This is a genomic window from uncultured Tateyamaria sp. (genome assembly GCF_947497045.1).
Classification (GTDB): Bacteria; Pseudomonadota; Alphaproteobacteria; order Rhodobacterales; family Rhodobacteraceae; genus Tateyamaria.
Window position 1 is genome coordinate 361,826 of sequence record NZ_CANMEU010000004.1, and the last position, 26,783, is coordinate 388,608.

A 26,783-nucleotide genomic window follows, 5' to 3' on the forward strand; every position below is an offset into this window, starting at 1 on the left:
TGTGGGGTGAACAAATCGACCCGCAGCCGATCCCCGACAAAGATCGACAGCGGCGCGTCCATCTAGCGGCTCAGATGATGCGAAATCAGATCCCGCGCTGCATCGCCGGGGCTGATCTCTCCGGCCTCGACCTGCCCGGCCAGCGCATCCATTGCCGCACGCACCGGATCCGCCTTGAGTTGCGCCAACAGTGCGGACCGGACTTCCTCCTCGAACCAGTAACGGGCCTGCGCAGCACGCGTCCCATCAAAAAACCCAGCCTGCCTGCGCCAATCTGCAAGGGTTTGCATGTCGGCCCACGCGGCCTCCAGCCCCTCCTCGTGCAGTGCAGACACCATCATCGCACGGGGATACCCGGCAGGGTCCTGCGGGCGTTTGCGCAAGAGGCGAAGGGCACCCGCATAGTCGGCACAGGTGCGTGTCGCCGCCGGTTTCAGATCACCATCCGCCTTGTTGATCAGGATCATGTCCGCCATTTCCATGATGCCGCGTTTGACCCCCTGCAATTCATCCCCGCCCGCCGGGGCGAGCAACAGCAGGAACAGATCGGCCATTTGGGCCACAACCGTTTCGGACTGCCCCACCCCGACCGTTTCAATCAGCACCACATCGAATCCGGCCCCCTCGCACAACGCCACGGCCTCGCGGGTGCGCCGGGCGACACCACCCAGATGGGTCTGACTGGGCGAGGGACGGATAAAAGCGTTCGGCTCACGGCTGAGCAGATCCATCCGGGTCTTGTCCCCCAGGATCGACCCGCCCGACCGGGCCGAGGACGGATCGATCGCCAGCACCGCCACCCGCAGCCCCAAGCGCACCAGCATCATCCCAAATGCCTCGATAAATGTCGATTTGCCCACCCCGGGCGTGCCCGACAATCCGATGCGCAAGGCTTGGCGGTCGCGCGGCAAGGCGGCCAACACCTCAAGCGCCTGTGCGCGGTGATCGGGCCGCGCGCTTTCCACCAGCGTGATGCCACGGGCCAGCGCGCGACGCTCGGCAGCGGCGATGCGGTGGGCCAGATCGGTGGTGTCCATGGGCTGCTCCGTAAATCTGCCCGTTTGTCCGCAACCCGCCCCCAAATGTCCAGAGTTGGCGCGCGCGGCTGCTTGGGCCATAAGGCGGCCCATGACCGAAGCCTTGCCCATTGACGCCATCCTGCCAGACCTGATCGACGCGTTGCGGCGCGCCGGGCGGGCCGTGCTGCAAGCGCCCCCCGGCGCTGGCAAGACGACGCGGGTGCCTTTAGCCATGCTTGAGGCCGGGTTGGCGCCGGGCAAAATCCTGATGCTGGAACCCCGCCGCCTGGCCGCGCGTGCCGCTGCGGATCGCATGGCCGCGACATTGGGCGAGAGAACCGGCCAGACCGTCGGCTACCGGATCCGGGGCGACGCCGCTATCGGCCCTGACACCCGCATCGAAGTCGTCACCGAAGGCATCCTGACGCGCATGTTGCAGGACGCCCCCGACCTGCCGGGGATCGGCGCGGTGATCTTTGATGAATTTCACGAACGCTCGCTCAATGCGGACCTTGGGCTTGCACTGTGCCTTGAGGTGGCCGAGGCGCTGCGCGCTGACCTGATCCTGCTGGCAATGTCGGCCACGCTTGACGCCGCCCCCGTGGCGGATGTGATGCGCGCACCCATCCTCACCTCTGAGGGGCGCAGTTTTGAGGTCACGCGGCACTGGCTGCCCAAACCCCTGCCCAAGGATCAGCGGTTCGAGACGCAGATAAGCGATCTAATCCTGCATGCCCTTGGCAGCGCCCCCGGCTCCCTTCTGACCTTCCTGCCGGGCGAGGGCGAAATCCGCCGCACTCAGGCCCTGCTGGAACGCCAAGCCCCCCAAGGGATCGCCATCCACCCTTTGTTCGGCGCGATGGACTTCAAGGCGCAGCGAGCCGCCATAACGCCCTCGGACACACGCAAGGTCGTACTGGCTACCTCGATTGCGGAAACCTCGCTCACGATTCCGGACATTCGGATCGTGGTCGATGGCGGCAAATCGCGGCGGGCACGGTTTGATCCATCATCGGGGATGTCGCGGCTGGTAACGGAACGGGTGACACGGGCCGAAGCCACTCAACGGGCAGGACGCGCAGGCCGGGTCGCACCGGGGGTCGCCTACAAGCTGTGGACGCGAGGAGAAGACGGCGCGCTTGCCCAGTTCCCCCCACCCGAGATCGAGGCCGGAGACCTCGCCGCCTTTGCTCTCGAACTCAGCCTGTGGGGCGGGGGCGAGGACACGTTGCGCTTTGTGACCCCGCCCCACGCAGGGCGACTGGCCGAAGCGCGCGCGCTGCTGCACATGCTGGGCGCGCTGGACGCGGATCACCGCATCACACCGCACGGGCGGGCACTGGCCAAACGCCCCCTGCATCCCCGCCTTGCGCACATGCTGGTCAGCGCAGGACCACAGGCCGCCACGCTCGCCGCCCTGCTGGCTGAACGCGACCCGCTGCGAAACCGTGGCACCGACCTGACCCTGCGCCTGCGCGCCATTCAGGACTCGAACGCCTTTCCCGACGCCCATCGCGGTGCCATCGCGCGGGTCAGGGACGAAGCCAAACGGCTGAGACGTGGCGAAACCAAGGGCCCCGCCCTCGACACCGGAGAAATGGCCGCACTCGCCTACCCCGACCGGATCGGGTTGCGGCGGACAGGGGACGCGCCCCGCTATGTGTTGTCAGGGGGCAAAGGGGCGCTGCTGCCCCTCGGGGACGGGCTTGCAGGGCACCGGCTGATCGTGGCCACAGACCTTGACGGCGACCCGCGCGAGGCCCGCATCCGCCAGGCCGTTACACTGTCGCAAGACGCGCTCGAAGCACTCTATGGCGATCAGATCACCAAGGCGCATGTCTGCGCATGGTCCAGACGCGACCGCGCAGTCGAGGCGCGCGTCCAGCGCCGCTTTGGCGCGCTGGTGCTGGAGGACAAGCCCTGGCACGACGCGCCCGAGGACCAGATCGCGCGCGCCATGCTCGACGGCATCCGGACACTCGGACTGAAACCCTCCAAAGGGGCGCGACGGCTGATGGCACGCGCCGCACTGATGGGAAATGACTTCCCAGACCTCAGCGAAGATCACCTGCTCGATCACGCCGAGAACTGGCTGCTCGGACATATCGGTGGCCTGCGCAGTGCTGCCGACTGGAAAGCGTTCGATATCCTGCCTGCCCTGCAAGCGCATCTGGGCTGGGACGCTCAAAACCGGCTCGACCGCGCGGTGCCGGGCCACTTCCAAACGCCACTGGGGCGCAAAATCGCAATCGACTATGACGAGGCAACTCCAGGCATCAAAGTCCGGCTGCAAGAAATGTTCGGAGTCACGCAGCACCCGATGGTCGGACATACCCCGCTGCAAATCACGCTGCTCTCGCCCGCACAGCGCCCGGTACAGGTGACATCAGACCTGCCGGGGTTCTGGGCAACCTCCTATGCCGATGTGCGCAAGGACATGCGCGGCCAATACCCCAAACACCCCTGGCCCGAAGACCCCACCCAAGCCGACCCGACGCTGCGCGCCAAACCAAGACGCTGACAGGACCCGCATCTTCTTTTGACCAAAAATACCGCGGGGGAATCGCGCAAGCGATGGGGGCAGCGCCCCCTGAAACATCGTGTCGCGTCAGCGTCCTTTGGATCAGCCCCAATCGCCGTGATGGGCACCATCAGCATCGATGCGCTCAAACCCGTGTGCGCCAAAATAATCACGCAACCCCTGGATCATATCCGCCGTCCCACGCGCCGCCGCCATACTGTCATGCCAGGCCAAGGCCGCCGACAGGGCCGGAACAGGCTGGCCCGCCAGATTGGCCGCAACAACCACACGGCGCAGACCCGGTAACGTCCCAGCCAGACGCGACACCATGGCAGGCGCGAGGATCATATGGTCATGGGGCAAGGTGCCACGAAACGCGTCGGCAAACACATCCAGCAGAGCCGAGCGGATGATACAGCCCGCGCGCCAGATTTCGGCGATCTGTGCCATATCCAGCGACCACTCAAACGCCTCGGATGCCACCGCCAGCACCCGAAACCCCTGCGCATGGGCCAGAATGCGACCCGCCAGCATCGCCGCCTCCAGATCAGCCTCACCCGGTGTTTCAAAGGCCTGTGCACCAAGGGCAAGCGTGCCCTGCCCAGCCATGCGCGCCGCCTTTTCGGACGACCAGCCCCGCGCACCCACCGCAGCCTCGATAGCCGACGCCGATTGACCCAGCTTCAGCGCCTCGATCACCGTCCAGCGGCCTGTGCCCTTTTGACCCGCACTGTCGCGAATGACCTCGATCATCGGCTTGCCGGTCTGACTGTCGGTGGCGGCGAGAACATCAGCGGCACTTTCAATGAGGTATGAGCTCAGCGGGCCATCCCTCCAGCGCGCAAACATCACGCCAATCTCGGCCACGGGGCGTTTGGCCATGTCGCGCTGAATACCATAGATTTCCGCGATCATCTGCATATCGGCATATTCGATCCCGTTATGCACCGTCTTGACGAAATGCCCCGCCCCGTCCGGACCCACATGGGCCACACATGGCGCACCCTGAAAATCAGCGGCAATCGCCTCGGCCATGGGGCGGAACTGGGTCCAGGAATGGGCTGAGCCCCCCACCATCATCGATGGCCCGCGCCGCGCGCCCTCTTCGCCGCCCGACACGCCCATGCCAACAAAATGCACGCCCGTGCCGTCCATTGCTGCATGGCGCGCGCGGGTGTCGTTGAAATCCGCATTACCGCCATCAATGATCGTATCCCCATCACTCAGCAGCGGGCGCAAGGCGTCAATCGTCGCATCGGTCGCCTTGCCCGAGGGGACCATCAACAGCACAGTGCGCGGGGTCTTGAGGGCCGCAACTAAGGCACCCAGATCAGGGTAACCTTCAGCAGATCCCGACAGGCCTTCCGCCTCTTTGAGGAAAGGGGCGATCTTGTCCTCGCTCCGGTTCGACACGGCCACGATGAACCCGTTGTCGATCATGTTCAGCGCCAGCGCCGACCCCATCGTCCCCAACCCGTAAACACCGATATCTGCACGCATGTGTGCCCCCTTTGATTGCTCGTTCGCTCGAACCATAGAGCCATCAGATGGGTGCACAAGGCCATCACGCCAATTGGCGGATTTGGGACACGCTCAGGCCGGGCGGACCGTACCCCTCAGCCTCGGCTGCGCGGATCAGGGTCCGCATCCGGGCGTTGAGCGGTGCCTGACGCCCATGGTGCTCTGCAAGGTGCAGGATCGCGCCCTGAAGCGCGTCGATCTCGGTCTTGCGCCCCCGTTTCAGATCGTCCCACATGGACGAACGGGCGTGCGCATCAATCGTCAGCATCTGTGCGGCCACCCGGCGAAACAGCGGTGTGGGCAGGCGCAGAATCGCAGGGATCAGGCGCGGTGAGACCGCAGTGGGTTTCGCGGGCCGGATTCCGGCCACTTTCAGCACCTTCAGCGCTTCGGCCATCTGGTCCGCCATCAGCGCACGCCACGCCCGGTCGTGAAGCTGATCAAGTAGCGGCATGTCAGACAGCGCATTGATCGCATTGCCCAGATTGATCAGCAACTTGCCCCATTGCACCGCCTCGATATTGTCGACGGACAGCCATTGCAAAGGATCCGCGCTCAGGTCGGGGATCGGTCCGGCCTCAACCAGAATATCGCCCGAAGAGGCGCGGTGCATATGGCAAGGCCCCTCGGTGACCACGTTGAAGGGTACCATGCCCGCCCGCACATCCGCCCCCGTCAGGACAGCCCGCAACGCAGGTGCGTTACCGACGCCGTTTTGCAGGCTGACCACCTGCGCCTCGGGCGCATGTCGCGCAATATGGCGCGCCATATCCTGCGTGTCTCCGACCTTGACACAAACAAGGATCAGGCCCGCACCGCCAAATGCGACTGCGGGATCATCGTTCATCACCAGATCTGTCAGATGGATATCAAAGCCGGTGTAATCCGTCAGACGCAGCCCATGTTCCGCGCAGGCCGCGACCATGCCGGCGCGCGCCAGAAAGCGCACATCGTGCCCCGCATCCGCCAACACCCCGCCCACAAAGCAGCCGATGCTGCCCGCCCCCGCAATTGCAATGGAGGGGCGCTTGACCATCCTAGACGCCCAGACACCAGCGCATGATCGACTTTTGCGCATGCAGACGGTTTTCCGCCTCGTCAAAGATCACCGAATGGGGGCCGTCCATCACAGCGGACGTGGCTTCGTCATCGCGATGGGCCGGCAGGCAGTGCATGAACAGGCTGTCAGGTTTGGCCAAGGACATCAGCGCATCGTTGACCTGATAGCCGCGCAACTGGTTGTGGCGCCGCTCGCGCGCGGATTGAGGGTCGTGCATCGACACCCATGTGTCCGTCACCACCAGATCCGCGCCTTCAACGGCCGTCTGTGGGTTGCGCTGCGTCTTGTAAAGCCCATCCAGCGCCCGTTCCGGATCAAGCGGTTCGGGCCCTGTGAACACCAGTTCAAACCCGAACTGCTTGGCCGCGTGCGCAAAACTCGCAAACACGTTATTGCCGTCCCCCGACCAGACAACCTTTTTGCCTTTGATCGGCCCGCGATGTTCTTCAAAAGTCATAATGTCCGCCATGATCTGGCAGGGATGCGTGCGGTTTGTCAGCCCGTTTATCACGGGCACAGTGGCATATTCCGCCATTTCAAGCAGCGTCGCCTCTTCGAATGTGCGGATCATAATCAGATCGACATAACGGCTGAGCACGCGGGCCGTATCTGCAATTGTCTCGCCATGGCCAAGCTGCATGTCGCTGCCCGACAGCACCATGGTTTGCCCCCCCATCTGGCGCACGCCCACGTCGAACGACACACGTGTCCGGGTCGAGGGCTTTTCAAAGATCAGCGCCACCATATGCCCGGCGAGCGGCTGATCGTCATCGGGTGTCCCTTTGGGTCGTCCGGCCCGCGCCTGCTTCATGGTTTGAGCCGCGTCGATGATCTGGCGCAAGTCGTCTGGTGCAGTCGTATGGATGTCGAGAAAGTGGGTCATATCAATATCTCTTTGGTGCAGAGCGCCGGAGGCCAGCCCATCGTCCATTGTTCTTGAACCAATGGCGAAAAATGGACAATCCCCCGGAGTTTATTTCGCAAGATGAAGCGGGAGGTCAGGCGGTGATCGTTGCGGCGGCTGCATCAAGACGGGCAATGGCGGTGTCGATTTCGCCATCCGTGATCGTGAGCGGCGGCAGCAGACGGATTGTGTTGTCCGCCGCCGGAACCGTGATCACCTCGTTCGCATAGCCAGCGTTCACGATATCGGCGTTGGGTGCCTTGCATTTGATCCCCATCATCAGCCCCGCCCCGCGCACGAAGTCGAAGACGTCGGGGTGGCTTGCCACCAGCCCCTCCAGTTTTTGGCGCAGCAGGCTTGCCTTGCGGTTCACCTCGGCCAGAAAATCGGGATCGCTCACGATGTCCATAACCGCGCAGCCCACGGCGCAGCCCAGTGGGTTGCCGCCATAGGTGGACCCATGCGTGCCTGCGGTCATCCCGCTCGCCGCCTGTTCGGTTGCCAATACCGCACCAAGAGGGAAGCCTCCCCCGATGCCTTTGGCAACCATCATAATGTCAGGTTCGATCCCTGCCCATTCATGCGCAAACAGCTTGCCTGTCCGGCCCACCCCGCATTGTACTTCGTCGAGAATCAGCAGGATGCCTTTTTCGTCGCACAGATCGCGCAGGCCCTTGAGGCATTGGTCGGGCACCGGGATGATCCCGCCCTCGCCCTGTACGGGTTCGATCAGGATGGCGGCTGTGGTGTCCGTGATTGCAGGCGCGATGGAGTCGTGATCGCCAAATGTCAGATGGGTAAAACCGGGCAGCAGCGGACCAAAGCCCTTGGTCATTTTTTCGGACCCCGCAGCGGCGATGCCCGCCGAGGACCGGCCATGGAAGCTGCCCGAGAAGGTGATGATATCGACCTTGTCGGGCAGGCCTTTGTCGTAAAAGGACTTGCGCGCCATCTTGACGGCCAATTCGCACGCCTCGGTGCCCGAATTGGTGAAAAAGACCGTGTCGGCGAATGTCGCATCGACCAGCTTGTCTGCCAGCGCCTGTTGCTGGGGGATGTGGTAAAGGTTCGAGGTGTGCCAGAGCGTGCCCGCCTGATCCGTCAGCGCCTTGGTCAGTCCTGGATGTGCGTGCCCGAGTGCGTTGACCGCGATCCCTGCGCCCAGATCCAGAAAGCGTCGCCCATCCGCCTCGATCAGCCAGGAGCCTTCGCCTTTGACGAACGTCATAGGGGCACGCGAATAGGTCGGAAGAACGGAAGCGATCATCGGGATCATCCTTTGGAAAAGCCATGAGGGCACTTGCGTTGGTGCATGAGCCGCATGACGGGGTCAACAGATTTGAAGATGTGGAAGGGTCGTGCCTTGCGATCAGGCACGCGGGATCAGTGGCAGCCTTAGCTGCGGCGCAAGGGTCGTCGGAGGCGCGTGTCGGTGATCATGTTGCCCTCCTAGCGCAGTCGCCGCGTGGATGCCAGATGAAATCCGCTTGCGCTTGGGATCAGGCGGGCGCACTGATCACGTATGTATACTGCCAAGGCTCACAACCCCGCGCTGGCCGCGACACTGATCTGTTTGGCCTGTGCGTTTATCGCCGCGACCACCCTGTTTGCCAAAGCCTTGGGCACCGATCAGTTTGGCCCGCCGATGCACCCGTTTCAGATCGTGTTTGGCCGATTCCTGTTTGCGTTCATGTGCATTGGTGTTGCCGCCCTGATCCTGCGCCCTGAATTGCAGCGCCCGCATCTGGGTCTGCACCTCACCCGCACCGTTGGAGGCTGGGCGGGGCTGGTTTTGATGTTCGCCTCCGTTGCCTACATCCCCTTGGCGGATGCCACCGCCATATCCTTTCTGAACCCGGTCTTCGGGATGATGTTTGCGATTCCCTTGTTGGGCGAGAGAGTGGGCAAGTGGCGGTGGCTGGCGGCGGTCATTGCATTGATCGGTGCAGTGGTTTTGCTGCGCCCGACACCGGAGAGTTTTCAGCCTGCCGCCCTGTTGGCCTTCGCGGCGGCTGTCATCCTTGGCTTTGAGTTGAACATCATCAAACGTCTGACCCGGCGCGAAAGCCCGTTTTCCATTTTGATCGTGAACAATGCGATTGGTGTGGGTGTTGCCACGCTTGCCGTTGTCTGGGTCTGGCAATCCCCGACCCTCGCCCAATGGGGTTTGATGGCCGCCATTGGCTGTGCGATGGCGGTGGCCCAGACCTGTTTCGTGAATGCGATGGCGCGCGCGGATGCGAGTTTTGTGGCTCCTTTCAGCTATGGAACCCTGATCTTTGCCGCGATTTATGATATCGTATTTTACGATGTGATCCCGGATGGGGTCACAATTCTGGGGGCCGGGATCATCATTGCGGGGGCTTTGCTGCTGGCCTGGCGCGAAGGACGGCGTGCGCGCAGGCTGCCTGACAGTCGTCCCTTGTAACTTTGGCTTGGCCCATTAGTATAGGGCGCTAAGACGAAATTCAGGGCGGCCGCGCGCGCGGGCCGCCTTTTAGCTTGGAAAGCCTGCCCATGTCATGGACCGACGAACGCGTTGAACTGCTGAAAAAGATGTGGGGCGAGGGCCAGTCGGCCAGCCAGATCGCCAAGGAGCTTGGCGGCGTGACCCGCAATGCGGTCATTGGCAAGGTGCATCGCCTTGGCCTGTCCAACCGTGCAGGCAGCGGGGCGGCGGCCCCCAAGACAGAGGCCAAGGCCAAGCCTGCGCCCAAGGCCAAGGTCGAGCCCAAACCTCAACCCAAGACCGAACCCGCGATCAAGCCCGTGCCCCCGGGTACCAAGCCCAACCTGCCCGCCCGCAAGCAGATCATTCCCGCTGGTCAGCCGTTGCCCCCCCAACCGTCGGCCAATGAGATCAGCCCAGAGGCCCTCGCCAAGGTCAACGAGATCGAGAAGAAGGCCAAGAAGATCGGCCTGATGGAGTTGACCGAACGGACCTGCAAGTGGCCCGTGGGCGACCCTGCCACCGACAATTTCTGGTTTTGTGGTTTACCGGTGCAGCAGGGCAAGCCCTATTGCGAGGCCCATGTGGGTGTGGCGTTTCAGCCAATGTCATCGCGGCGGGATCGTCGCCGCTAGCAGAACCGTCCCTTGATCTGAAGGGGGCTGCGCCACGCGATATTCAGGGGGCTTTGCCCCCGACGCTGTTCGCGTCTCCCCCAAGGTATTTCTGGCGAAAGGAAGAGGCTAGGGGGTGCCCACTCTGCGCAGTCTGAGTGCATTCGTGACGACAAAGACGGACGAGAGTGCCATGGCCAGCGCCGCCAGTGCGGGGGAGAGTTGTGGCCCCCCGAAGGGCACAAGCACCCCTGCCGCCACCGGGATCAGCAGCATATTGTAGCCAAAGGCCCAGGCGAGGTTTTGTTTGATGTTGCGCAATGTTGCCGTGCTGATGCGCACCGCACGCAGGACGGCTCCTGGTTCGGGCGACATCAGCACCACATCCGCTGCTTCAATCGCCACGTCGCTTGCCCCATTTACCGCAAGCCCGACCTCGGCGGCGGCCAGTGCAGGCGCGTCGTTGATCCCATCGCCGACAAAGGCAACCGCCCCGTGCGCCGCGCGCAGCTCGGCGATGGCTGCGACTTTCCCATCCGGTCGCACGCCCGCCACGATATGCCGGATCCCCAAGGCCGCGCCCACATGCTGCGCGGTCGCCTCATTGTCGCCCGAGATCATCGCGACGGTCCGTCCCGTGGCATGCAGGTCCGCCACCACCTCGGCGCTGCCATCGCGTATTTGATCGCTGATGGCGATCACTCCGAGATGTGCCCCATTGATGGCGACGTGCACCGACGTCATCCCCTGGCGTGCCCATGCAGTTGCTTGGGCAACCCAAGCGGCTTCGGGGGTGATCTGATGGGCGCTCAGCATATCCCGATTGCCCACGATCACGTGTTCACCACCCGCCTGCGCGCTTGCGCCCTGCCCCGGCGCGGCGTTGAAATCGCTGACCTCCTGCGCCACCTCGGGTGCTGCTGCCACGATGGCGCGGCCAAGCGGGTGTTCGGAGTGGCTTTCGACCGCGGCGGCGCGTACCAGCAGGATGTCCCGATCAACGCTGCCTGCCACATCTGTCACCACGGGCGCCCCAACCGTCAGCGTCCCGGTCTTGTCGAAGGCAATCACACGCGCGTCCTGCAAATGTTGAAGCGCAGCCCCTTTGTGGAACAAAACGCCCTGTTCGGCCGCGCGGCCTGTGCCAACCATGATCGACATGGGCGTGGCCAGCCCCATGGCGCAGGGACAGGCGATGATCAGCACCGACACCCCGGCCACGACAGCAGGGCCAAGGCCCACCACCCCCCACCAGATCGCAAAAGTGACCGCCGCGATCAGCAGCACAACCGGCACGAACCACGCGGTGATCCGATTGACCAGCGCCTCGACCGGCAGCCGCGCGGCCTGGGCCGCTTGCGTAAGCGCAGTGATCCGCGCGAGCACCGTATCGCGCCCCACGCGGGTTGCGCGATATGTGAGGGTGCCGGTTGTCGTCAGTGTTCCGGCACTCAGCTCGTCGCCTTCGCGCTTCAGAACGGGGATCGGCTCGCCCGTCAGCATCGCCTCGTCCACATAGGTGGTTCCGGACACCACCACGCCGTCCACTGCGATCCGCCCCCCCGGGCGCACCCGCACCACCTCCCCAACCTGCACATCATCAAACGGAACATGGGCAAAGCTGCCATGGCGTTCGACTTCGGCTGTGTCGGGGCGCAACTCCAGCAACCGCCGCACCGCATCGCCCGTGCGCCCCTTGGCCCGCGCCTCAAGCCAGCGGCCCAGCAGGATCAGAGTGACAATGACCGCCGCCGCCTCGAAATAGACACCCGAGGGGGGCAACAGCACGGGCAGCAACACCGCAAGTGCCGAAAACCCAAAGGCCGCCCCCGCCCCCAAGGCCACAAGCGCGTCCATATCGGGCCGTGCGCGCAGCAAGCCGGGGATGCCACGCCGAAAGAACCCGGCCCCCGGCCCCATCAGCACAAGGGTGGTCAAAGACAGTTGGATCAGATGGCTGGTGTCGAGACCGATGGTGCGCATGATCCAGTGATGCATGGCCGGGATGGCATGACTACCCATCTCGAGCACAAACACCGGAAGAGTCAGCACAGCCGCCACGACAAAGCGTTGCAAGAGCGGTCGGGTCGTATCGGATGGTGTGTCCATCTGAGGCGCGGATGCGGGATATCCTGCTGCGGCCAGGGCATTCTTTACGGGCTCAAGATCGCCCAACACCTCGACCAAAAGGCTTTGGGTCGGCAGTTGTGCGCTGACCGTCAGCACCCCCGGCACCGCCTTAGCCGCCGCCTCGACCCGGGCCACGCAAGACGCACACGACATGGCCGGAATGGCGAGCTGTGTGGTGATCACCCGCCCCTCATACCCCGCGCCGGACAATGCACTGAGCACTGCATGCGGATCGCCGCCGGTGACGCGCGCGCTGTGATCAGCCAGATTGACCTGCACATCACGCGCACCGGGCACTGCGGCCAGCGCCCCCTCTGCGCGGCCCACGCAAGATGCGCAGTGCAAACCTGTGATATCGAAACGGAGTGTGCTGTTGCCCATGATCCTTCACATAAGGCGGCGCAGGCCGCTGAGGTCAAGAGGGCGCTGAAACAATGCACAACGCAGGTGTGAGTTGTACGCGAGGTCGACCCATGACAGGAAGGCGCGACGCGCTGATACTGTTGAGAAAGACCGCCAAATGAGAGACTTGCCCCCTTCCCCGCCGCGCGCTGCCGATGTCTTGGCGGCACGTTTGTATGATGCGGGCTGTCGTCTGGCCTTTGGGATGCCGGGGGGCGAGGTGCTGACACTGGTGGACGCACTTGAGCGCGCGGGCATCCGGTTCATCCTGTGCAAACACGAGAATGCAGCCGCCTTCATGGCCGAAGGCGCATGGCATCGCACTGGCGCGCCCGGTATTCTTGTGGCCACCGTCGGCCCCGGCGCGCTCAATGGTGTGAACGCTGTAGCCAACGCCCATCAGGACCGAGTGCCGCTGATCGTCCTGTCTGGCTGCGTTGATGCGGACGAGGCCCAGACCTATACCCATCAGGTGCTGGATCAGACCCAGGTGTTTCGTCCGATCACCAAGGCCACATTCACCCTCAATACGGGGGCGGCCCATGTGATTGCGGACAAGGCCGTCGGCATCGCGCTTGAGGGGCGCCCCGGACCGGTGCACATTGACGTTCCCATCACGGTGGCTGTCACGCCCGTGACCCCCGAAATCCCGTCACGGCGGGCCCTTGCTGCGCCTTTGACCCCAGATCCGACCACGCTTGAAGCCATGCGCGCGAGCCTTGCGCGCGCGGAACGGCCCATCCTGATTGTGGGCGTTGATGCGCTGAACCAGGGATTTGATACGCGCCGTACAGATATGGCCGACACGTTGCGCGACTTTGTCGAGACGTTCAACGTACCGGTCATCACCACCTACAAAGCCAAGGGGTTGCTGCCCGAGGATCACCCGCTTGCCCTTGGTGGTGCGGGCCTCTCGCCCAAGGCGGATCAGGTGTTGCTGCCGATGGTGCAACGGGCCGATTTGATCATCGGCCTTGGCTATGATCCGATCGAGATGCGCACGGGCTGGCGTGATTTCTACTTCCCCGGCATTCAGGAGATGATCGACATCACTGCCGAGCCGAACCACCACTACATGCATCAGGCCACAACCAACATCGTGGGCGACTGCGCGGCCACGCTGATCGCCATGTCCGACGGGGTCGCACCGCGCGACACGTGGACCAGCGGCGAGATTGCGGCCGCCAAAGGCAACCTTGCCGACACCTTCCCACGTGACGATACGTGGGGGCCAGCCGCCGTTATCGACACTTGCCGCACTGTCCTGCCACGCAACACATTGGCCACCGCCGACAGTGGCGCGCACCGCATTCTGCTGAGCCACATGTGGGAATGCTATGAGCCGCGCGGCCTCATGCAGTCCTCGGCCCTGTGTACGATGGGCTGCGCCATCCCGCTTGCCATGGGCGCGCAAGTGGTTGAACCCGACCGCCCCGTCGTCAGCTTTTCAGGCGATGCCGGGTTCCTGATGGTGGCGGGCGAGTTGTCGACGGCTGCCGAATTGGGCCTGCGCACGATCTTTGTCGTCTTTGTCGATGCCTCCCTGTCGCTGATCGAGTTGAAACAACGCCAGCGGCAACTGACCAATGCGGGCGTGGACTTTGCCAAGCACGACTTTGCGGCGATGGGCAAAGCCTTTGGCGGGGCGGGCCATACGGTCACCTCGCGCACCGCGTTGAAAGCCGCACTGGATGCCGCCCAAAACGGCGATACCTTTACGGTTATCGCAGCCGTGATCGAACGAGGGGCCTATGACGGACGTATCTGAGACGCCGGGCGCACTGGACGGGCTTTATGTCCTTGATCTGAGCCGTATTCTGGCCGGACCGACCGCCACGCAAATGCTGGGCGATCTGGGCGCGACCGTGATCAAGGTCGAAAACCCCAAGACGGGCGGGGATGACACGCGCGGATGGGGGCCGAACTATGCCCGTGATGCCGAGGGTAACGCCACCGACCTGTCGGCCTATTTCATGTCGGCCAATCGCAACAAGCAATCCATCGCGGTCGATATCTCAACCCCCGAAGGCCAGGACATTGTGCGCCAGCTGGCTGCCCGTGCGGATGTGGTGATCGAGAACTACAAACCCGACGGTCTGGTCAAATACGGGCTGGATCACGAAACGCTGCTCAAGGCGCATCCAGGGCTTGTCTATTGCTCGATCTCGGGCTTTGGCCAGACCGGGCCGAACCGCGCGCAGCCCGGTTATGATCTGATGGCCCAAGGCTATGGCGGGATCATGTCCCTGACCGGAGAACCGGACGGCGCGCCCATGAAGGTGGGTGTGGGCATCGCGGACGTGATGTGCGGGATGTATGCGACCATCGGCATTCTGGCGGCCCTGCGTCACCGCGATGCGACCGGGCAAGGCCAGCATATCGACCTGTCGCTGGTGGATGCGCAAATGGCGTGGCTGATCAATGAAGGGGGCAATTTCCTGACCAGCGGGCAGGTGCCGGAACGACGCGGCAATGCGCACCCCAACATCGTACCCTATGACGCGTTTGCATGCAGCGACGGGCATATCCTGATCGCGGTGGGCAATGATGCGCAATTCGTGCGGTTCTGTGACGCCATTGATGCCCCAAAGCTTGGTCAGGATGCGCGATTTACCACAAACCTGCTGCGGATCGAACATCGCGTGGCATTGACCGATGCGTTGTCTCAAGTGCTGAAGACGCTAAGCAAGGACGATGTGCTGAACCGCCTGCGCGCGGCCAAAGTGCCCGGCGGTCCGATCCATGACGTTGCAGAGGCGCTTGGGTCAGATCAGGCGCAGGCCCGCGGTACGGTGGTGAATGTGGCCCGCGGCGATGTCGCAGACGGGCACGTTCGGCTGCTGGCGAATCCGCTCAAATTTTCAGCAACCCCTGTGCAGTATCGTCGGCCCCCACCTCGGTTCGGGCAGGATACAGATGCGATTCTTGCAACATTGAAGATTGCGAAAAAGCAATAAAACTCCGTAATCCCAAGCGCTTTGGCCGGATTCCGCCGTAAATCGAGGGCGCTGCTGACATTTTACTCACGGGGCTTCATATACGCTTCACGGTTACGTGTTTTCCCCCCGCAATCGATGCCATTGGCGCATAAGTTACTTTAAACCCAACACGACACGCATACGGTAAGAGGTACCGCACCCATGATGCATGATATTTGCCAAGCCCCGGTCAGTCTGGATGACCCCGCCCTCGTGGCCGAGTGGAACGGACTGATCCGTGCGTTTCTGGCGCATGGGACAGCGACTCCAACCCATTTGGGTGCCGTTTTGTCGGGAGCGCCGCAATTTGCGATGGGACATGCCGCCAAGGGGCTGTTTTCGCTGATGATGGGGCGCAAGGAATTGAATGCCGTCGCACATGAGGCCGGACAAGCCGCCGTGGCTGCGCTGGCAGTCGCCGGTGGCACCACACGCGAACGTCTATGGGTCCGCGCCCTCGGGGAATGGCTCGCGGGCCGTCCATCTGGCGCGATTGCCGCGATGGAGCGTGTTTTGGCCGACCACCCGACCGATACGCTGTCGGCCAAGGTGAGCCATGCGATCCGTTTTATTCTGGGCGACGGCGTGGGCATGCGCGCCTCGATCGAAAACGTACTGGAGGCCCATAAAGGCCACGAGTTGGAAGGCTACGTACTGGGCTGTCACGCCTTCACACTGGAAGAGACGGGCGATTATGCCGCCGCCGAGGCGACGGGCCTGCGCGGCCTGCAACTGGCCGGCGATGATGCTTGGGGGCTGCATGCGGTTGCCCACGTCTATGATATGACCGCGCGCCCCGATCACGGGATCGCATTGATCGAGAACAACGTATCCGCCTGGGATCACTGTAACAATTTCCGCTACCACGTGTGGTGGCACAAGGCGCTGCTGCATCTTGACCGGGGCGAGAACGAGATCGTTCTGGCGCTTTATGACCACAAGATCCGGGCCGAAAAGACTGACGACTACCGTGACATCGCCAATGCAACCTCGCTGCTGATGCGGCTTGAGCTTGAGGGCACAGATGTGGGCGCGCGCTGGACTGAACTGGCTGATTTCGCGCAACACCGCACCGATGACGGATGTGTCGTGTTTGCGGATCTACATTATCAACTGGCGCTTGGCGCGGCGGGTCGCGATGATGCGCAATCCGCGCTGGCCACCCGCTTTGCGCTGGATGCCACGCGACAGGGCGAAATGCCGGCCCGTGTTGCCGATCCGGGCAAGGCCGCGCTTGCGGGCCTCAACGCCTTTGCCGAAGGGCGCTATGACGCCGCCTTCCAGAACCTCGTCGCGGCACGTCCCACGATGCAGACCATCGGCGGCAGCCACGCCCAACGTGACGTGTTTGAGCGTATGACAATTGACGCGGGCCTGCGTGCAGGCATGGTCGATGCAACCGAAGCCCTGATCGAGGATCGCATCGCACGCCGTGATGGCGCAGTCGACCGCTTTGCCGCAACCCGCCTTGCCACCATCAGCGAAGAGCGGCGCATCCCCGCACAATAAGCGCAGGCGACCCCTCGACCTATCGGGTAAAGAAGACGAGAGAGCGGCCATGACATTTGCCGACCCCATCCAAACGAGCGCGCCCCCCGCGGCTGCGACACCTGCCAATCCGGCGCGGGTGCGTGATATTCGTCTGGATTTCTTCCGCGGGATTGCGATGTTCATCATCCTCATCGCACACACCCCCGGCAACTTCCTGACGTCGTGGATTCCGGCGCGGTGGGGTTTTTCCGATGCGACGGAAATCTTTGTGTTCTGTTCGGGCATGGCCAGCGCCATCGCCTTCGGCACCACCTTTGACCGCGCAGGCTGGCGCATGGGCGCGGCCCGCGTCGGGTTTCGGGTCTGGCAGGTCTATTGGGCGCATGTGGGGCTGTTCATGGCCACAGTCGCGCTGGTTGTGTTCCTCACCGATTCCGAGCTGGGTACCCGCAACTACTGGGGTCAGTTGAACCTTTGGCCCTTGTTTGTCGAAAGCGAACGGTGGGCCAATGCGGACATCTGGTTCAGCTTTGTGACCCTGCAATACGTGCCGAACTATTTCGACATTCTGCCGATGTACATGGTGATCCTGCTGATGATGCCTATCATCATGGGGTTGTCGCGCATCCACCTCGGGCTTGTGGCGGGCTTTATTGGAATCGTCTGGCTGATGGGTCAGCAGGCGCTGACGGACATGCTGGGCCTGTCCCATTTCAACTTTATCGCCGAGCCGTGGGTGAAAGACGATGGCAGCCAACGCGAGTGGTTCTTCAACCCCTTTGGGTGGCAACTGGTCTTTTTTACCGGGTTCGCCTTCATGCGCGGCTGGATTCCCAAGCCACCCGTCACCCCCCTGCTGATCGGGATCGCGCTGGTGATCGTACTGGCCAATGTGCCGCTCTCCAATATCGGCGTGCGCGAGTTCGGCTTTGACTGGGCGCGCGAATGGCGGATCGAGAACCGCGCATGGATCACCAAATCCGATTTCGGCATCCTGCGCTTTGTTCAGTTCCTCGCACTTGCCTATCTCATGTGGGTGCTGGCAGGCGACAAGGGAAACCGCATCCGCGCAGGCACCTCCGCGCTTGGCCGTGCATGGGGTCGGCTATTGCAGATCATCCTCAAGGTTGGCCAGCAATCACTCGCCGTCTTTGTGGTGTCGATGTTCACTGCCCGCCTGATGGGATTTGCCATGGACGTGATGGGTCGCGAGACTGGCACAGTCTTGCTGGTGAACCTTGCGGGCGCTTGTGTGTTGATCGCAACAGCCTACCTAGCAGGGTGGTTCAAAAGCAATCCGTGGAAAAAGGTGCCTGCCTGATGTTGCGCCGAGAATTTCTTGCCAGCCTTGCGGCTCTTGCCGCCGCCCCGCGTGCGTCGTGGGCCCAAACAGCTGAGCCGGGTCTGCAACTGGGGGCCCGCACCCCGTTCAGCGCCACTGATGTGGCGGATATGGCGCGCGAGATGGCAACGCGCGACTACGAACCTCGCCCTCTCATCCCCGAAGAGTGGCGCAACCTGACCTATGATCAGTATCGCAAGATCTGGTTCGATTCCCGCAATGCGCTGTGGGAGGGGTCGGACGCCCCGCAACGGGTCGATGTGTTCCCGCCGGGTCTGTATTTTCCGCAAGCGATCAAAACCTATGTGGTCGAGGACGGTCAGGCCCGCCCCATGCTGTTCGACCTGAACGTCTTTGACACGACCGACAAGTTCCCGGACGTGCCTATCGATGACACGCTTGGTTATAGTGGCCTGCGCCTGCGCGCTGAATTGCGCCAGCCCGGCATTTACGAAGAATACGCGGTGTTTCAGGGCGCAAGCTATTTCCGCGGCATCGGCACCGGCGATATCTATGGGCTGTCGGCCCGTGGCCTCGCGCTCAAGACAGGTGATCCGATGGGGGAGGAGTTCCCCGATTTCACCCGCTTCTGGCTGGAACGCCCCGACGATGGGGCAACCACAATCGTTCTGCACGCGTTGCTCGACAGCCCATCCTGCACGGGTGCTTACCGGTTCGAGATCACGCCCGGCCAACCACTCACCATGCAGGTCGAGGCCGAGATTTTTGCGCGCACGACCCTGACCCATGTGGGGATTGCGCCGCTGACCTCGATGTTCCTGTTCGATGACACGGATCGACAGCGCTTTGATGACTTCCGCCCCGCCGTTTATGACAGCGACGGGCTGATGATCCACAACGGCGCGGGCGAGGTGATCTGGCGCCCGCTTGCCAACCCGCTGACATTGCAGATCAGCGCCTTCGGTGACACCGACCCACGCGGCTTTGGCCTTATGCAGCGGGCGCGCAGTTTCGAACATTTCAACGACCTTGAGGCGCTTTATCACCGCCGTCCCGGTCTGTGGGTCACACCCGGTGAAGGCTGGGGGCGCGGCAATGTGCAGCTGGTCGAGATCCCGGCCGACCTCGAAATTTACGACAACATCGTCGCTTACTGGCGTCCCTCGGCGGATATCGAGGCAGGCCAGTCACGCCGCATGACCTATCGCCTTGATTGGGGCGAAGACCCGGCACCACGCACCGCCATGCCCCTGCGTGTCACCAACACGGCCGCAGGCGGGCGCCCCGAAGGCGGGCGCATCTTTGCCATCGACTTTGAAAACGCCGATCACGTACCAGAGGACCTGTCGCGGCTGGACCGGCTTGTGCGCAGCTCGGCGGGCGAAGTGACCGAGGGCATCATCCAGCGCAATCCGGCCACGGGTGGCCCGCGCCTGGCTTTCACCTTCATGCCGGGCGAGGCCACATGGGCTGAATTCCGGGCGCAACTGCGTCTTGACGGCGAAGCGCTGAGCGAAGTCTGGCTCTATCGGTGGACCAAGTCGTGAACCAGCCCCATGCCATGCCCCCGCGTGCGCCACTGGCCATGCCTGCACAGGATTTCGGCACGGCCCCCGCAGTGGACATGCCCGGCACCGAAGCCCCTGACCCGATCTGGCGGATCGCGGTGTTCCTGCCCGCGCTGATCCTGACGGGCCTGATGATCTGGGCGCTGCACGGGTTGTTTGCAACGGCAGGCATGACCACGCTCGAATATGTGCTTCTGACGCTGATCGGCATGACCTTTGTCTGGGTCACGCTGGCCGTATCCACTGTGGGTGTGGGCCTGGCGGGGCGTTTTGATACTGTGAAAAAGCTGCCCGAGGCCGAACCGCTCGACGTGGCGCTTTTGGTCCCGATCTACAACGAGACCCCGTGGGATGTATTCGGCAATGCCGCCGCCATGTTGCAGGATCTGACGCGCCAGCGCGGCGGGCACCGCTATACGCTGTTCGTGCTGAGCGACACGCAGGATGACGAGATTGCGATGCAGGAATGGCAGGCTTTCACCAGTCTGCAGGCCAGCGCGCCCATCACCGTCCATTACCGCCGTCGCGCCGAAAATACAGACAAAAAGGTCGGCAATCTGCTCGACTGGATCACCGGGTGGGGGGCGGATTACGAGGCGATGCTGGTGCTGGACGCCGACAGCCTGATGACGGGCCGCGCCATTGATCGACTGGCCTGTGAATTGGCCGCCGACCCCAAGGCGGGCCTGATCCAGAGCTTTCCGCAGCTTATCGGCGCTGACACCCTGTTTGCGCGCATGCAGCAGTTTTCAAACGTCGCCTATGGCTGGCTACTGGCCGAGGGGTTGGCGCATTGGGCGCGCACCGAGGGCAACTATTGGGGCCACAACGCGATCATCCGCACCCGCGCCTTTGCGTCCTCGGCCGGATTGCCCCATCTGCGCAGCCTTACCGGGCGCTCTGATCTGATCCTGAGCCATGATTTTATCGAAGCCTCGCTGCTGCGGCGCTCGGGGTGGCGGGTGCGTTTCCTGCCGCGCATGGCAGGTAGTTTCGAGGAAACGCCGGGCACCCTCATCGACTATGTGGTGCGTGACCAGCGCTGGTGCCGGGGCAACCTGCAACACCTGCGCCTGCTGACCACACGCGGGCTGCACCCGGTCAGTCGGTTCCACCTGTTTCAGGGGGCAGCGGCGTACCTGATGTCGCCTGCGTGGTTTGTGCTACTGGTGTTCTGGGCGTTGCTTGGGCGCGATGAAAACACCAACGTTATCTCGTATTTCAACGAAGCAAACCCGTTGTTCCCAAACTGGCCCCCGGCCATGACCCATATCGACAGCGCCATCTTTCTGGTGGTGATGTATGTGATGTTGCTGACGCCAAAGCTGACAAGCGGGATCGTGATTGCGACCCATGCAAAGGCAGTGAAACTCTTTGGTGGGCGGCGCGCCTTTGCAGGCGCGGTCCTGCTTGAACTGGCCCTGTCCATCGCCTACGCGCCAATTATGATGATTCAGCAGACGCGGGCTGTTCTGCGCGCCATCTTCGGACATGGCACGGGATGGCAGCCGCAACAACGGGGTGGGCGGGCCTATCCGCTGCGCGCGTTGCTGGCCTTTCACTGGGTTGAAACGATTGTTGGGCTATTGTTACTGGCCGGTCTGGTCGCGGGCCTTGTGTCGTGGTGGCTTGTCCCGATCATGGCGAGCCTCGTGCTGGCCGTGCCCCTTTCTGCACTCAGCGCACGCAGCGTGGCGGGTCTGCCCCTGCGCCTCGACAATCCGCTGACCTTACGCGAACCCACCATCGTGGGCAACGCACGTGCGGCCCGCGCCGACATGCGCGCCCGGATCGAGGCCGCGAACGTGCCTGCCGAATGATCTGCGCCTAATTCGGGAGCGGCTGCAATCCGTCCAACCAGCTGAGCATCAGCGCCGCCCAACCGTCCGGCATCGTGTGCCCCCCGGGATAAAGCGCCAGTTCCAGTGCCGTGCCGGGTGCGCACCGATCCCAGGATCGGACCCAGAACGCATTCGACACATCAAAGCGATCGCCCCGCAGCTGCACGCAGTCATTCATCTCGCGCCACAGCGACATGGCATAGAACACGTCCCCCTGCACCCATGCGTCAGGATCGTTCACGTCTTGCCCGCGCACCACGCGGCCCTCAAGCGGGACCGTCGTATCCCGCCAGCCATGGGTGTGCAGCATCCGCACGGGGCCTGCGCAGGTTTCAGGGTGTGGCCGCCATAGCGCGCCCGCCACAGGCACATAGGCCGCAAAAGCCTCGGGCGCGGCACAGGCCAGATAGTGGGTCATGGAGCCGCCAATCGAAAACCCGCCCAGCACCATTGCCTCGGCATCAAGGCTAAAGCGGGCGGCAGCATCATCGCGCACCGCTGTCAGAAAAGGGATTTCATCGCGTTGTGGGGGCCAATCGGGATGGAAGGACCAACGTCGACCGTTCGCGCCCTCTCGCGGCATCCCGTCAGGCGCGATGACCGCATAGCCAGCCTCCAGCGCGTCAGCCACCCACGCGCTGCGCAAGCTGCCCGCGCCGCTGCCCCCAAAGCCATGGATGAACATGATCGCGCCCGTAGGCGGGCTCTCGGGCAAGGCGATGTGATAGGTGCCGCCCTCGATTTCACACGCACCCGGCTCTGGACCACAATCGGCCGCAGCCATCGTGGCGCTGGCCGCAAACACTGCGCCCGCAACACCCGCACGGATCATTCAGCGACCCAAGTCACAGTGGGCAGGCCACGTTTCAGCCAGCCGGGACCAGCACCCGAGCCAAGCATCCCTTCCGGCACGTCAATGATCGTTGTGAACCCCGCCTCGCTGAGCTGGCGCGACATGCGGCGGGACCGCACCCCACGGGCGCAAATCAGTGCCACAGGCGTATCTGTGCGCCCCGCCGTATGCACAAGCAGCACATCGGTGAAATCATCGCGGCGCATATCGATGGGGATAGCCCCCTCGCCCACGCCAGTGGTTTGCCATTCGTCAGGGCGGCGGATGTCGATCAGTACAACATCGCCCGACACCGCCGCGCTATGGGCGTCCGGCGTGCTCAGCGTGCCTTCTACCCCGGCCTGGGCCGAGATGTTGTACCAACGCGAGGCAAACACGGCGCCGCCCACGATCATCGCGCCCACGCCAAGTCCGAAGGCCCGGCGCGTTATGCGCCCGGCCCCTTGACCATCGGGGGTGTTGTGCTCAGCCGTCATATCAGGACCTGGGTGCCTCGCTTGTGAACTGGGGTACGGTCCGGTCGGAGGCGGGGCCGGGTTCAAGCGACACCCAGTTGCCTTCGGACTTGTCGAGGTTACCGGGAATGTCCGCCTCCCAGAAGCCCGCCACGTTCTGCGTGATGTTCAGGTACAGCTTGCCATCCACGATGCGCCACAGTTCCGGGTTGGCCGGCACCTTGCCACCCTGGGCGACGCCATAGGCGCAGTGACCGTCATATTGGGGCGCGTATCTGGCCGGGTCTGCGACGAACAGATCACGGTTTTCCTTGGTCGAGAACGCGAAGGTCGAGCCGTTGTATTCGGCCGTGATGTCCGCCTTGCCGGGCACAGCGGTCGGTTGGGATTGACCCACAGGGGCCTGATCAAGGCTGAAATAGGCCACCACATCATAGCCTGACACCGCAAATCCGGTCTCATCGATGTACTGATCCCCGGCAAATGCGGCTGTGGCAAGGGTCAGCGCGCTGACGGCAGCGGCTATGGTCAGGGTGAAACGGTTCATCATCAGGATCGTCCTATTGGCAGCTCATTATTGGGCGCAAGGCGTGTCCTGCCTTGGTGATGATGAGACAATAAGGGGTGTGTGTCTATCATTGCAGGCACCCTCGCGCCGTTGTGACTGCGCGCAATGTTGCCGTGATCAATCCGCGCAGGATCAACGCAGACGCGGGGGGCGGTCGGGGTCTGATCCGGGTGCTGCGGTGTCGGGCGCACGCACGGGTGCCGGTTGGGGCAGATCAAAGCGCAAACCCACCCGCGCAAACCGTTCTGTCACCGGGTCACGCGCATCGAAGAACCCCACATCCATCGCCCCCGCCTCAATCCCCGAGAATGTCAGCGCTTCGGATGCGGCCCGCGCAAGCGCCGTTTCCGCCCCCGGTGCGGCCCCCACCACCGCCAGCAGATGCCCCCGTTTGCCATCCCCATCTGTGGTGCCCACAAGATAGGCCATCTGGGCCAGCCCCGTTGCAGTGGCAAGTTTCGTATCAAGCGCCGAGATCAACGCAGCGGGCAGTCCCGCAGGGGCAGAGACTTCGGCCAGGCGCGCCTCGACCTCATCGGGTCCATGGCCCAATGTGGCCGCCAGCCAGCGCACGCCGTCCGCATCCAGCAGGAACGAAGACGGGGCCACATCAAGGTTCAGACCCAGTCCGATGCCTTGCGCGCTCAACAACTCCGCAGTCACCCGACCCGACAGCGCGGCATAGGGGGCAGGCCCACCCACAAAGGCCGCCAACCGTTCCTCGCGATCAAAGGCCAGAACCATCGCACCGGTACCGGGATCAAAGACCTGCGGGGTGATCTGATCCCCCTCCGCCTCGACCTCAAGCAGCAGGAACAACTCCGCATCGGCAAGCCGCTCAAAGAACCGCAGACGTGCGGTGTTATCCTCTGGCGCGGCCTGCATGGCGGCATGCGCAAGATCAAGCGGGGTGTCTGTCATGCGAGAACCTCTTTGACGCGGGCGCGCAGGGCGGGCAGCACCTCGGCTTCGAACCACGGATTTTTTCTGATCCAACCGGTATTGCGCCACGAGGGATGAGGCAAGGGAAAGGCGCGGGGCGCATGGTCACGCCATGCCGCCACTGTGTCGGTCACATTTGTCTTGGTGCCCAAATGCCAGCTTTGCGCATAGCCTCCGATCAGCAGGACAAGAGGGACATCGCCCACCTCCTCCATCGCTGCCGCGCGCCATGTCTGCGCACAAATGCGCGGCGGCGGTCGGTCGGACCCCTTGGCGTCATAGCCCGGAAAACAGAATGCCATGGGCACGATGGCAAGCTTGTCGCGGTCATAGAATGTGGCCTCATCCACGCCCATCCAGTCGCGCAACCGGTCCCCGGAGGGATCGGTGAACGGCTGTCCGCTTTCATGGACCCGCGCGCCGGGGGCCTGCCCTGCCACAAGAATGCGTGCGCCTTCCTTGAACCAGACAACGGGCCGTGGCGCATGCCCGGTTTCCGTCGCCGCAAAGCGATCAGCGCAGATGGTGCAGGCACGGATATCAGAGGCCACGGGCATAACGTCCAGCTAAAGCGTTGCCCTGCAAAGCGCAATCATTTCGATATTCTTCGAAATATGTCTTGGCGCGTTACAAATATTTCTATAATTCTAGAAACATGAAAATGGAATCACCCATCCCGCTCGATCTGACCCGCGCTGCCAGCGCCTTTGCCGCCCTTGGATCGGAACAACGTCTGTCGGTATTGCGCACCCTCGTGCGCGCCGGGCCCGAAGGGCTGAGCATCGGCGCGCTTGCGGATCGCACCGGCATCACCGGCTCCACCCTGACCCATCACGTCAAAATCCTGTCAACGGCGGGGCTTGTCACCCAAGCCCGTCAGGGGCGTTCGATCATCTGTGCCGCCGTTGCCTTTGATGAGGTCGAGAGCCTGTCGCGTTTCTTGCTGACCGAATGTTGCGCTGACGGCGCCGCCCCTGCCGAGGATCACCACCATGGCTGACACAACCACTCAGGCGATCCCCACATGGCGCAACCGGATCGATGGAGCATGGCTCTTTTCAGTCAGCTTGGTCGTACTCGTTGCGCTGTTTGACCGGGGCCAGTTGATCCCCACATTATCTTTTGCAGCCAAGGCACTGGCAGGCACTGCCCCTTTCATCCTGTTTGCGGTGTTTGCGGTTGCCTATCTCAAGGCGACGGGGGCGGAAAACCTGCTGGCCCGCGCGTTCGAGGGCAACCCGGCGCGGATGATCGTGATGGCGGCATTGCTTGGCGGGCTGTCGCCTTTTTGTTCATGCGAGGTCATTCCCTTCATCGCCGCCTTGCTGGCAGTCGGCGCGCCGTTGGGGGCCGTGATGGCGTTTTGGCTGGCCTCGCCGCTGATGGATCCGGCGATGTTTGCGATCACCACAGGCGCAATCAGCCCGGAATTCGCGCTGGCCAAGACGGTTGCCGCCGTGGGTTTGGGCATGTTTGGCGGGTTTGGGACCTTGTTGCTGGCCAACACGCCCGTCTTCGCCAACCCGTTGCGGGACAAGCCACAGGTGGGCGGGTGTTGCGGCGTCAAACAGCCTTTCTCGGCCAGGCCGGTCTGGACGTTCTGGCAAGACCCCGTACGCATCGCGACCTTCAAATCGACAGCACTGGAAAACGGGGTGTTCCTGCTGAAATGGCTCACATTGGCCTATGTGGTCGAGGCGCTGATGGTGAACTACATCCCGGCCAACCTGATTGCGAACGTGCTGGGCGGGAATGGGTTGGGAACGGTCATTCTGGGTGCGGTGGTGGGTATGCCAGCCTACCTGAACGGGTATGCAGCAGCCCCCCTGGTCGCCGAACTTCTGGATCAGGGGATGTCAAACGGGGCCGCCATGTCGTTTATGATCGCAGGCGGCGTCAGCTCCATCCCTGCTGCCATCGCCGTGTGGGCGCTGGTCAAACCACGGGTCTTCGCGGCCTATCTCGGCTTTGCGCTGAGTGGATCGGTGCTGGCCGGGATGGTGTGGCAGATCACGGGCTAGCGCACAAAACCTTGAAGCACGCGTGACAGGCCCCGCAGGCCGATCCGCGCCAAAGCCCATAAAAACAGGCCCAAACGCCGGTCACGGACGCCAAATCGGCCCGTGTGCGTTGTCGCGATTGACGCAACAGTGCCGGTGCAATC

The 26,783-nt window shown here is 63.2% G+C and carries 22 protein-coding genes; 11 read left to right on the top strand and 11 right to left on the bottom strand.

What is annotated here, in order from left to right; translation table 11 throughout:
- Positions 1–62: 62 nt before the first annotated feature.
- Positions 63–1,037 carry a methylmalonyl Co-A mutase-associated GTPase MeaB gene (meaB, locus tag Q0859_RS11315; RefSeq protein WP_299151158.1) on the bottom strand — a complete coding sequence of 325 codons (975 nt, stop codon included), beginning with the start codon at positions 1,035–1,037 and terminating at the stop codon, positions 63–65.
- Between the two features lie 91 nt (positions 1,038–1,128).
- Here meaB and hrpB point away from each other — a divergent pair, with 91 nt between their 5' ends.
- A complete protein-coding gene (gene hrpB, locus Q0859_RS11320) occupies positions 1,129–3,540 on the top strand; it encodes an ATP-dependent helicase HrpB (RefSeq protein WP_299151160.1) in 2,412 nt (803 codons plus the stop codon).
- A gap of 102 nt (positions 3,541–3,642) precedes the next feature.
- Here the strand turns inward: hrpB and gndA are convergent, their stop codons facing one another.
- The 4 genes from gndA to Q0859_RS11340 form a co-directional block, all read right to left on the bottom strand.
- Positions 3,643–5,040, bottom strand: coding sequence for an NADP-dependent phosphogluconate dehydrogenase (gndA, locus tag Q0859_RS11325; protein ID WP_299151163.1), 1,398 nt, complete (start codon positions 5,038–5,040; stop codon positions 3,643–3,645).
- 64 nt (positions 5,041–5,104) lie between these two features.
- Positions 5,105–6,097, bottom strand: a complete 993-nt coding sequence (locus tag Q0859_RS11330) for a 2-dehydropantoate 2-reductase (RefSeq protein WP_299151165.1) — start codon at positions 6,095–6,097, stop codon at positions 5,105–5,107.
- Between the two features lies 1 nt (position 6,098).
- A complete protein-coding gene (gene argF / locus Q0859_RS11335) occupies positions 6,099–7,004 on the bottom strand; it encodes an ornithine carbamoyltransferase (RefSeq protein ID WP_299151167.1) in 906 nt (301 codons plus the stop codon).
- A gap of 115 nt (positions 7,005–7,119) precedes the next feature.
- Entirely contained in the window at positions 7,120–8,292 is a 1,173-nt protein-coding gene (locus Q0859_RS11340) for an aspartate aminotransferase family protein (protein WP_299151170.1), read from the bottom strand.
- Between the two features lie 255 nt (positions 8,293–8,547).
- Between Q0859_RS11340 and Q0859_RS11345 the strand changes: the two genes are divergently transcribed.
- On the top strand, positions 8,548–9,453 hold the full coding sequence (locus Q0859_RS11345; RefSeq protein WP_299151173.1) for a DMT family transporter: 906 nt from the start codon (positions 8,548–8,550) through the stop codon (positions 9,451–9,453).
- 89 nt (positions 9,454–9,542) lie between these two features.
- Positions 9,543–10,109, top strand: coding sequence for a GcrA family cell cycle regulator (locus Q0859_RS11350; RefSeq protein ID WP_299151175.1), 567 nt, complete (start codon positions 9,543–9,545; stop codon positions 10,107–10,109).
- A 108-nt stretch (positions 10,110–10,217) separates the two neighbouring features.
- On the opposite strand, the gene Q0859_RS11355 is transcribed toward Q0859_RS11350, so the two are convergent.
- Positions 10,218–12,599 carry a copper-translocating P-type ATPase gene (locus Q0859_RS11355; protein ID WP_299151178.1) on the bottom strand — a complete coding sequence of 794 codons (2,382 nt, stop codon included), beginning with the start codon at positions 12,597–12,599 and terminating at the stop codon, positions 10,218–10,220.
- Between the two features lie 139 nt (positions 12,600–12,738).
- On the opposite strand from Q0859_RS11355, the gene Q0859_RS11360 reads away from it, so the two are divergent.
- The 6 genes from Q0859_RS11360 to mdoH all read left to right on the top strand — a co-directional run bounded on the left by Q0859_RS11360 (position 12,739) and on the right by mdoH (position 21,780).
- A complete protein-coding gene (locus tag Q0859_RS11360; protein ID WP_299151180.1) occupies positions 12,739–14,388 on the top strand; it encodes a thiamine pyrophosphate-binding protein in 1,650 nt (549 codons plus the stop codon).
- Positions 14,372–15,577 (top strand): CoA transferase, encoded by a 1,206-nt coding sequence (locus Q0859_RS11365; RefSeq protein WP_299151182.1) that lies wholly within the window; start codon positions 14,372–14,374, stop codon positions 15,575–15,577. Before Q0859_RS11360 ends, Q0859_RS11365 begins: the two co-directional genes overlap by 17 nt.
- A 183-nt stretch (positions 15,578–15,760) precedes the next feature.
- A complete protein-coding gene (locus Q0859_RS11370) occupies positions 15,761–17,107 on the top strand; it encodes a tetratricopeptide repeat protein (RefSeq protein WP_299151184.1) in 1,347 nt (448 codons plus the stop codon).
- A 49-nt stretch (positions 17,108–17,156) separates the two neighbouring features.
- Positions 17,157–18,410 carry an OpgC domain-containing protein gene (locus Q0859_RS11375; RefSeq protein ID WP_299151186.1) on the top strand — a complete coding sequence of 418 codons (1,254 nt, stop codon included), beginning with the start codon at positions 17,157–17,159 and terminating at the stop codon, positions 18,408–18,410.
- Positions 18,410–19,939, top strand: a complete 1,530-nt coding sequence (locus tag Q0859_RS11380; RefSeq protein ID WP_299151188.1) for a glucan biosynthesis protein G — start codon at positions 18,410–18,412, stop codon at positions 19,937–19,939. The genes Q0859_RS11375 and Q0859_RS11380 overlap by 1 nt, the downstream gene beginning before the upstream one ends.
- A 14-nt stretch (positions 19,940–19,953) precedes the next feature.
- Complete coding sequence (gene mdoH / locus Q0859_RS11385; protein WP_299151192.1) at positions 19,954–21,780, top strand: glucans biosynthesis glucosyltransferase MdoH; 1,827 nt, start codon at positions 19,954–19,956, stop codon at positions 21,778–21,780.
- Between the two features lie 7 nt (positions 21,781–21,787).
- Here mdoH and Q0859_RS11390 read toward each other — a convergent pair whose 3' ends face one another.
- The 5 genes from Q0859_RS11390 to Q0859_RS11410 form a co-directional block, all read right to left on the bottom strand.
- Positions 21,788–22,633, bottom strand: coding sequence for an alpha/beta fold hydrolase (locus tag Q0859_RS11390; protein ID WP_299151194.1), 846 nt, complete (start codon positions 22,631–22,633; stop codon positions 21,788–21,790).
- A complete protein-coding gene (locus Q0859_RS11395; RefSeq protein WP_299151196.1) occupies positions 22,630–23,130 on the bottom strand; it encodes a rhodanese-like domain-containing protein in 501 nt (166 codons plus the stop codon). Before Q0859_RS11395 ends, Q0859_RS11390 begins: the two co-directional genes overlap by 4 nt.
- Before the next feature lies 1 nt (position 23,131).
- Complete coding sequence (locus Q0859_RS11400) at positions 23,132–23,656, bottom strand: YHS domain-containing (seleno)protein (protein ID WP_299151198.1); 525 nt, start codon at positions 23,654–23,656, stop codon at positions 23,132–23,134.
- A 153-nt stretch (positions 23,657–23,809) separates the two neighbouring features.
- Entirely contained in the window at positions 23,810–24,598 is a 789-nt protein-coding gene (locus Q0859_RS11405; RefSeq protein ID WP_299151200.1) for an SseB family protein, read from the bottom strand.
- The gene (locus Q0859_RS11410) at positions 24,595–25,176 is read right to left on the bottom strand and encodes a uracil-DNA glycosylase family protein (RefSeq protein WP_299151202.1); all 582 of its coding nucleotides are present in this window, start codon (positions 25,174–25,176) and stop codon (positions 24,595–24,597) included. Before Q0859_RS11410 ends, Q0859_RS11405 begins: the two co-directional genes overlap by 4 nt.
- A gap of 98 nt (positions 25,177–25,274) precedes the next feature.
- On the opposite strand from Q0859_RS11410, the gene Q0859_RS11415 reads away from it, so the two are divergent.
- Positions 25,275–25,619 (top strand): metalloregulator ArsR/SmtB family transcription factor, encoded by a 345-nt coding sequence (locus Q0859_RS11415; RefSeq protein ID WP_299151205.1) that lies wholly within the window; start codon positions 25,275–25,277, stop codon positions 25,617–25,619.
- Positions 25,612–26,640 carry a permease gene (locus tag Q0859_RS11420; RefSeq protein WP_299151207.1) on the top strand — a complete coding sequence of 343 codons (1,029 nt, stop codon included), beginning with the start codon at positions 25,612–25,614 and terminating at the stop codon, positions 26,638–26,640. Before Q0859_RS11415 ends, Q0859_RS11420 begins: the two co-directional genes overlap by 8 nt.
- The last annotated feature ends 143 nt before the right edge of the window (positions 26,641–26,783 follow it).

What these genes read in the sequence shown, in the direction of transcription:
- gndA (WP_299151163.1), bottom strand. Translation starts at nt 5,040, where the DNA reads ATGCGTGCAGATATCGGTGTTTACGGGTTGGGGACGATGGGGTCGGCG.
- Q0859_RS11400 (WP_299151198.1), bottom strand. Translation starts at nt 23,656, where the DNA reads ATGAACCGTTTCACCCTGACCATAGCCGCTGCCGTCAGCGCGCTGACC.
- Q0859_RS11420 (WP_299151207.1), top strand. Translation starts at nt 25,612, where the DNA reads ATGGCTGACACAACCACTCAGGCGATCCCCACATGGCGCAACCGGATC.
- Q0859_RS11340 (WP_299151170.1), bottom strand. Translation starts at nt 8,292, where the DNA reads ATGATCGCTTCCGTTCTTCCGACCTATTCGCGTGCCCCTATGACGTTC.
- Q0859_RS11360 (WP_299151180.1), top strand. Translation starts at nt 12,739, where the DNA reads ATGAGAGACTTGCCCCCTTCCCCGCCGCGCGCTGCCGATGTCTTGGCG.
- Q0859_RS11405 (WP_299151200.1), bottom strand. Translation starts at nt 24,598, where the DNA reads ATGACAGACACCCCGCTTGATCTTGCGCATGCCGCCATGCAGGCCGCG.
- Q0859_RS11365 (WP_299151182.1), top strand. Translation starts at nt 14,372, where the DNA reads ATGACGGACGTATCTGAGACGCCGGGCGCACTGGACGGGCTTTATGTC.
- Q0859_RS11390 (WP_299151194.1), bottom strand. Translation starts at nt 22,633, where the DNA reads ATGATCCGTGCGGGTGTTGCGGGCGCAGTGTTTGCGGCCAGCGCCACG.
- Q0859_RS11415 (WP_299151205.1), top strand. Translation starts at nt 25,275, where the DNA reads ATGAAAATGGAATCACCCATCCCGCTCGATCTGACCCGCGCTGCCAGC.
- Q0859_RS11330 (WP_299151165.1), bottom strand. Translation starts at nt 6,097, where the DNA reads ATGGTCAAGCGCCCCTCCATTGCAATTGCGGGGGCGGGCAGCATCGGC.
- hrpB (WP_299151160.1), top strand. Translation starts at nt 1,129, where the DNA reads ATGACCGAAGCCTTGCCCATTGACGCCATCCTGCCAGACCTGATCGAC.
- Q0859_RS11345 (WP_299151173.1), top strand. Translation starts at nt 8,548, where the DNA reads ATGTATACTGCCAAGGCTCACAACCCCGCGCTGGCCGCGACACTGATC.
- Q0859_RS11375 (WP_299151186.1), top strand. Translation starts at nt 17,157, where the DNA reads ATGACATTTGCCGACCCCATCCAAACGAGCGCGCCCCCCGCGGCTGCG.
- mdoH (WP_299151192.1), top strand. Translation starts at nt 19,954, where the DNA reads ATGCCCCCGCGTGCGCCACTGGCCATGCCTGCACAGGATTTCGGCACG.
- Q0859_RS11355 (WP_299151178.1), bottom strand. Translation starts at nt 12,599, where the DNA reads ATGGGCAACAGCACACTCCGTTTCGATATCACAGGTTTGCACTGCGCA.
- Q0859_RS11410 (WP_299151202.1), bottom strand. Translation starts at nt 25,176, where the DNA reads ATGCCCGTGGCCTCTGATATCCGTGCCTGCACCATCTGCGCTGATCGC.
- Q0859_RS11380 (WP_299151188.1), top strand. Translation starts at nt 18,410, where the DNA reads ATGTTGCGCCGAGAATTTCTTGCCAGCCTTGCGGCTCTTGCCGCCGCC.
- Q0859_RS11350 (WP_299151175.1), top strand. Translation starts at nt 9,543, where the DNA reads ATGTCATGGACCGACGAACGCGTTGAACTGCTGAAAAAGATGTGGGGC.
- Q0859_RS11395 (WP_299151196.1), bottom strand. Translation starts at nt 23,130, where the DNA reads ATGACGGCTGAGCACAACACCCCCGATGGTCAAGGGGCCGGGCGCATA.
- Q0859_RS11370 (WP_299151184.1), top strand. Translation starts at nt 15,761, where the DNA reads ATGATGCATGATATTTGCCAAGCCCCGGTCAGTCTGGATGACCCCGCC.
- argF (WP_299151167.1), bottom strand. Translation starts at nt 7,004, where the DNA reads ATGACCCACTTTCTCGACATCCATACGACTGCACCAGACGACTTGCGC.
- meaB (WP_299151158.1), bottom strand. Translation starts at nt 1,037, where the DNA reads ATGGACACCACCGATCTGGCCCACCGCATCGCCGCTGCCGAGCGTCGC.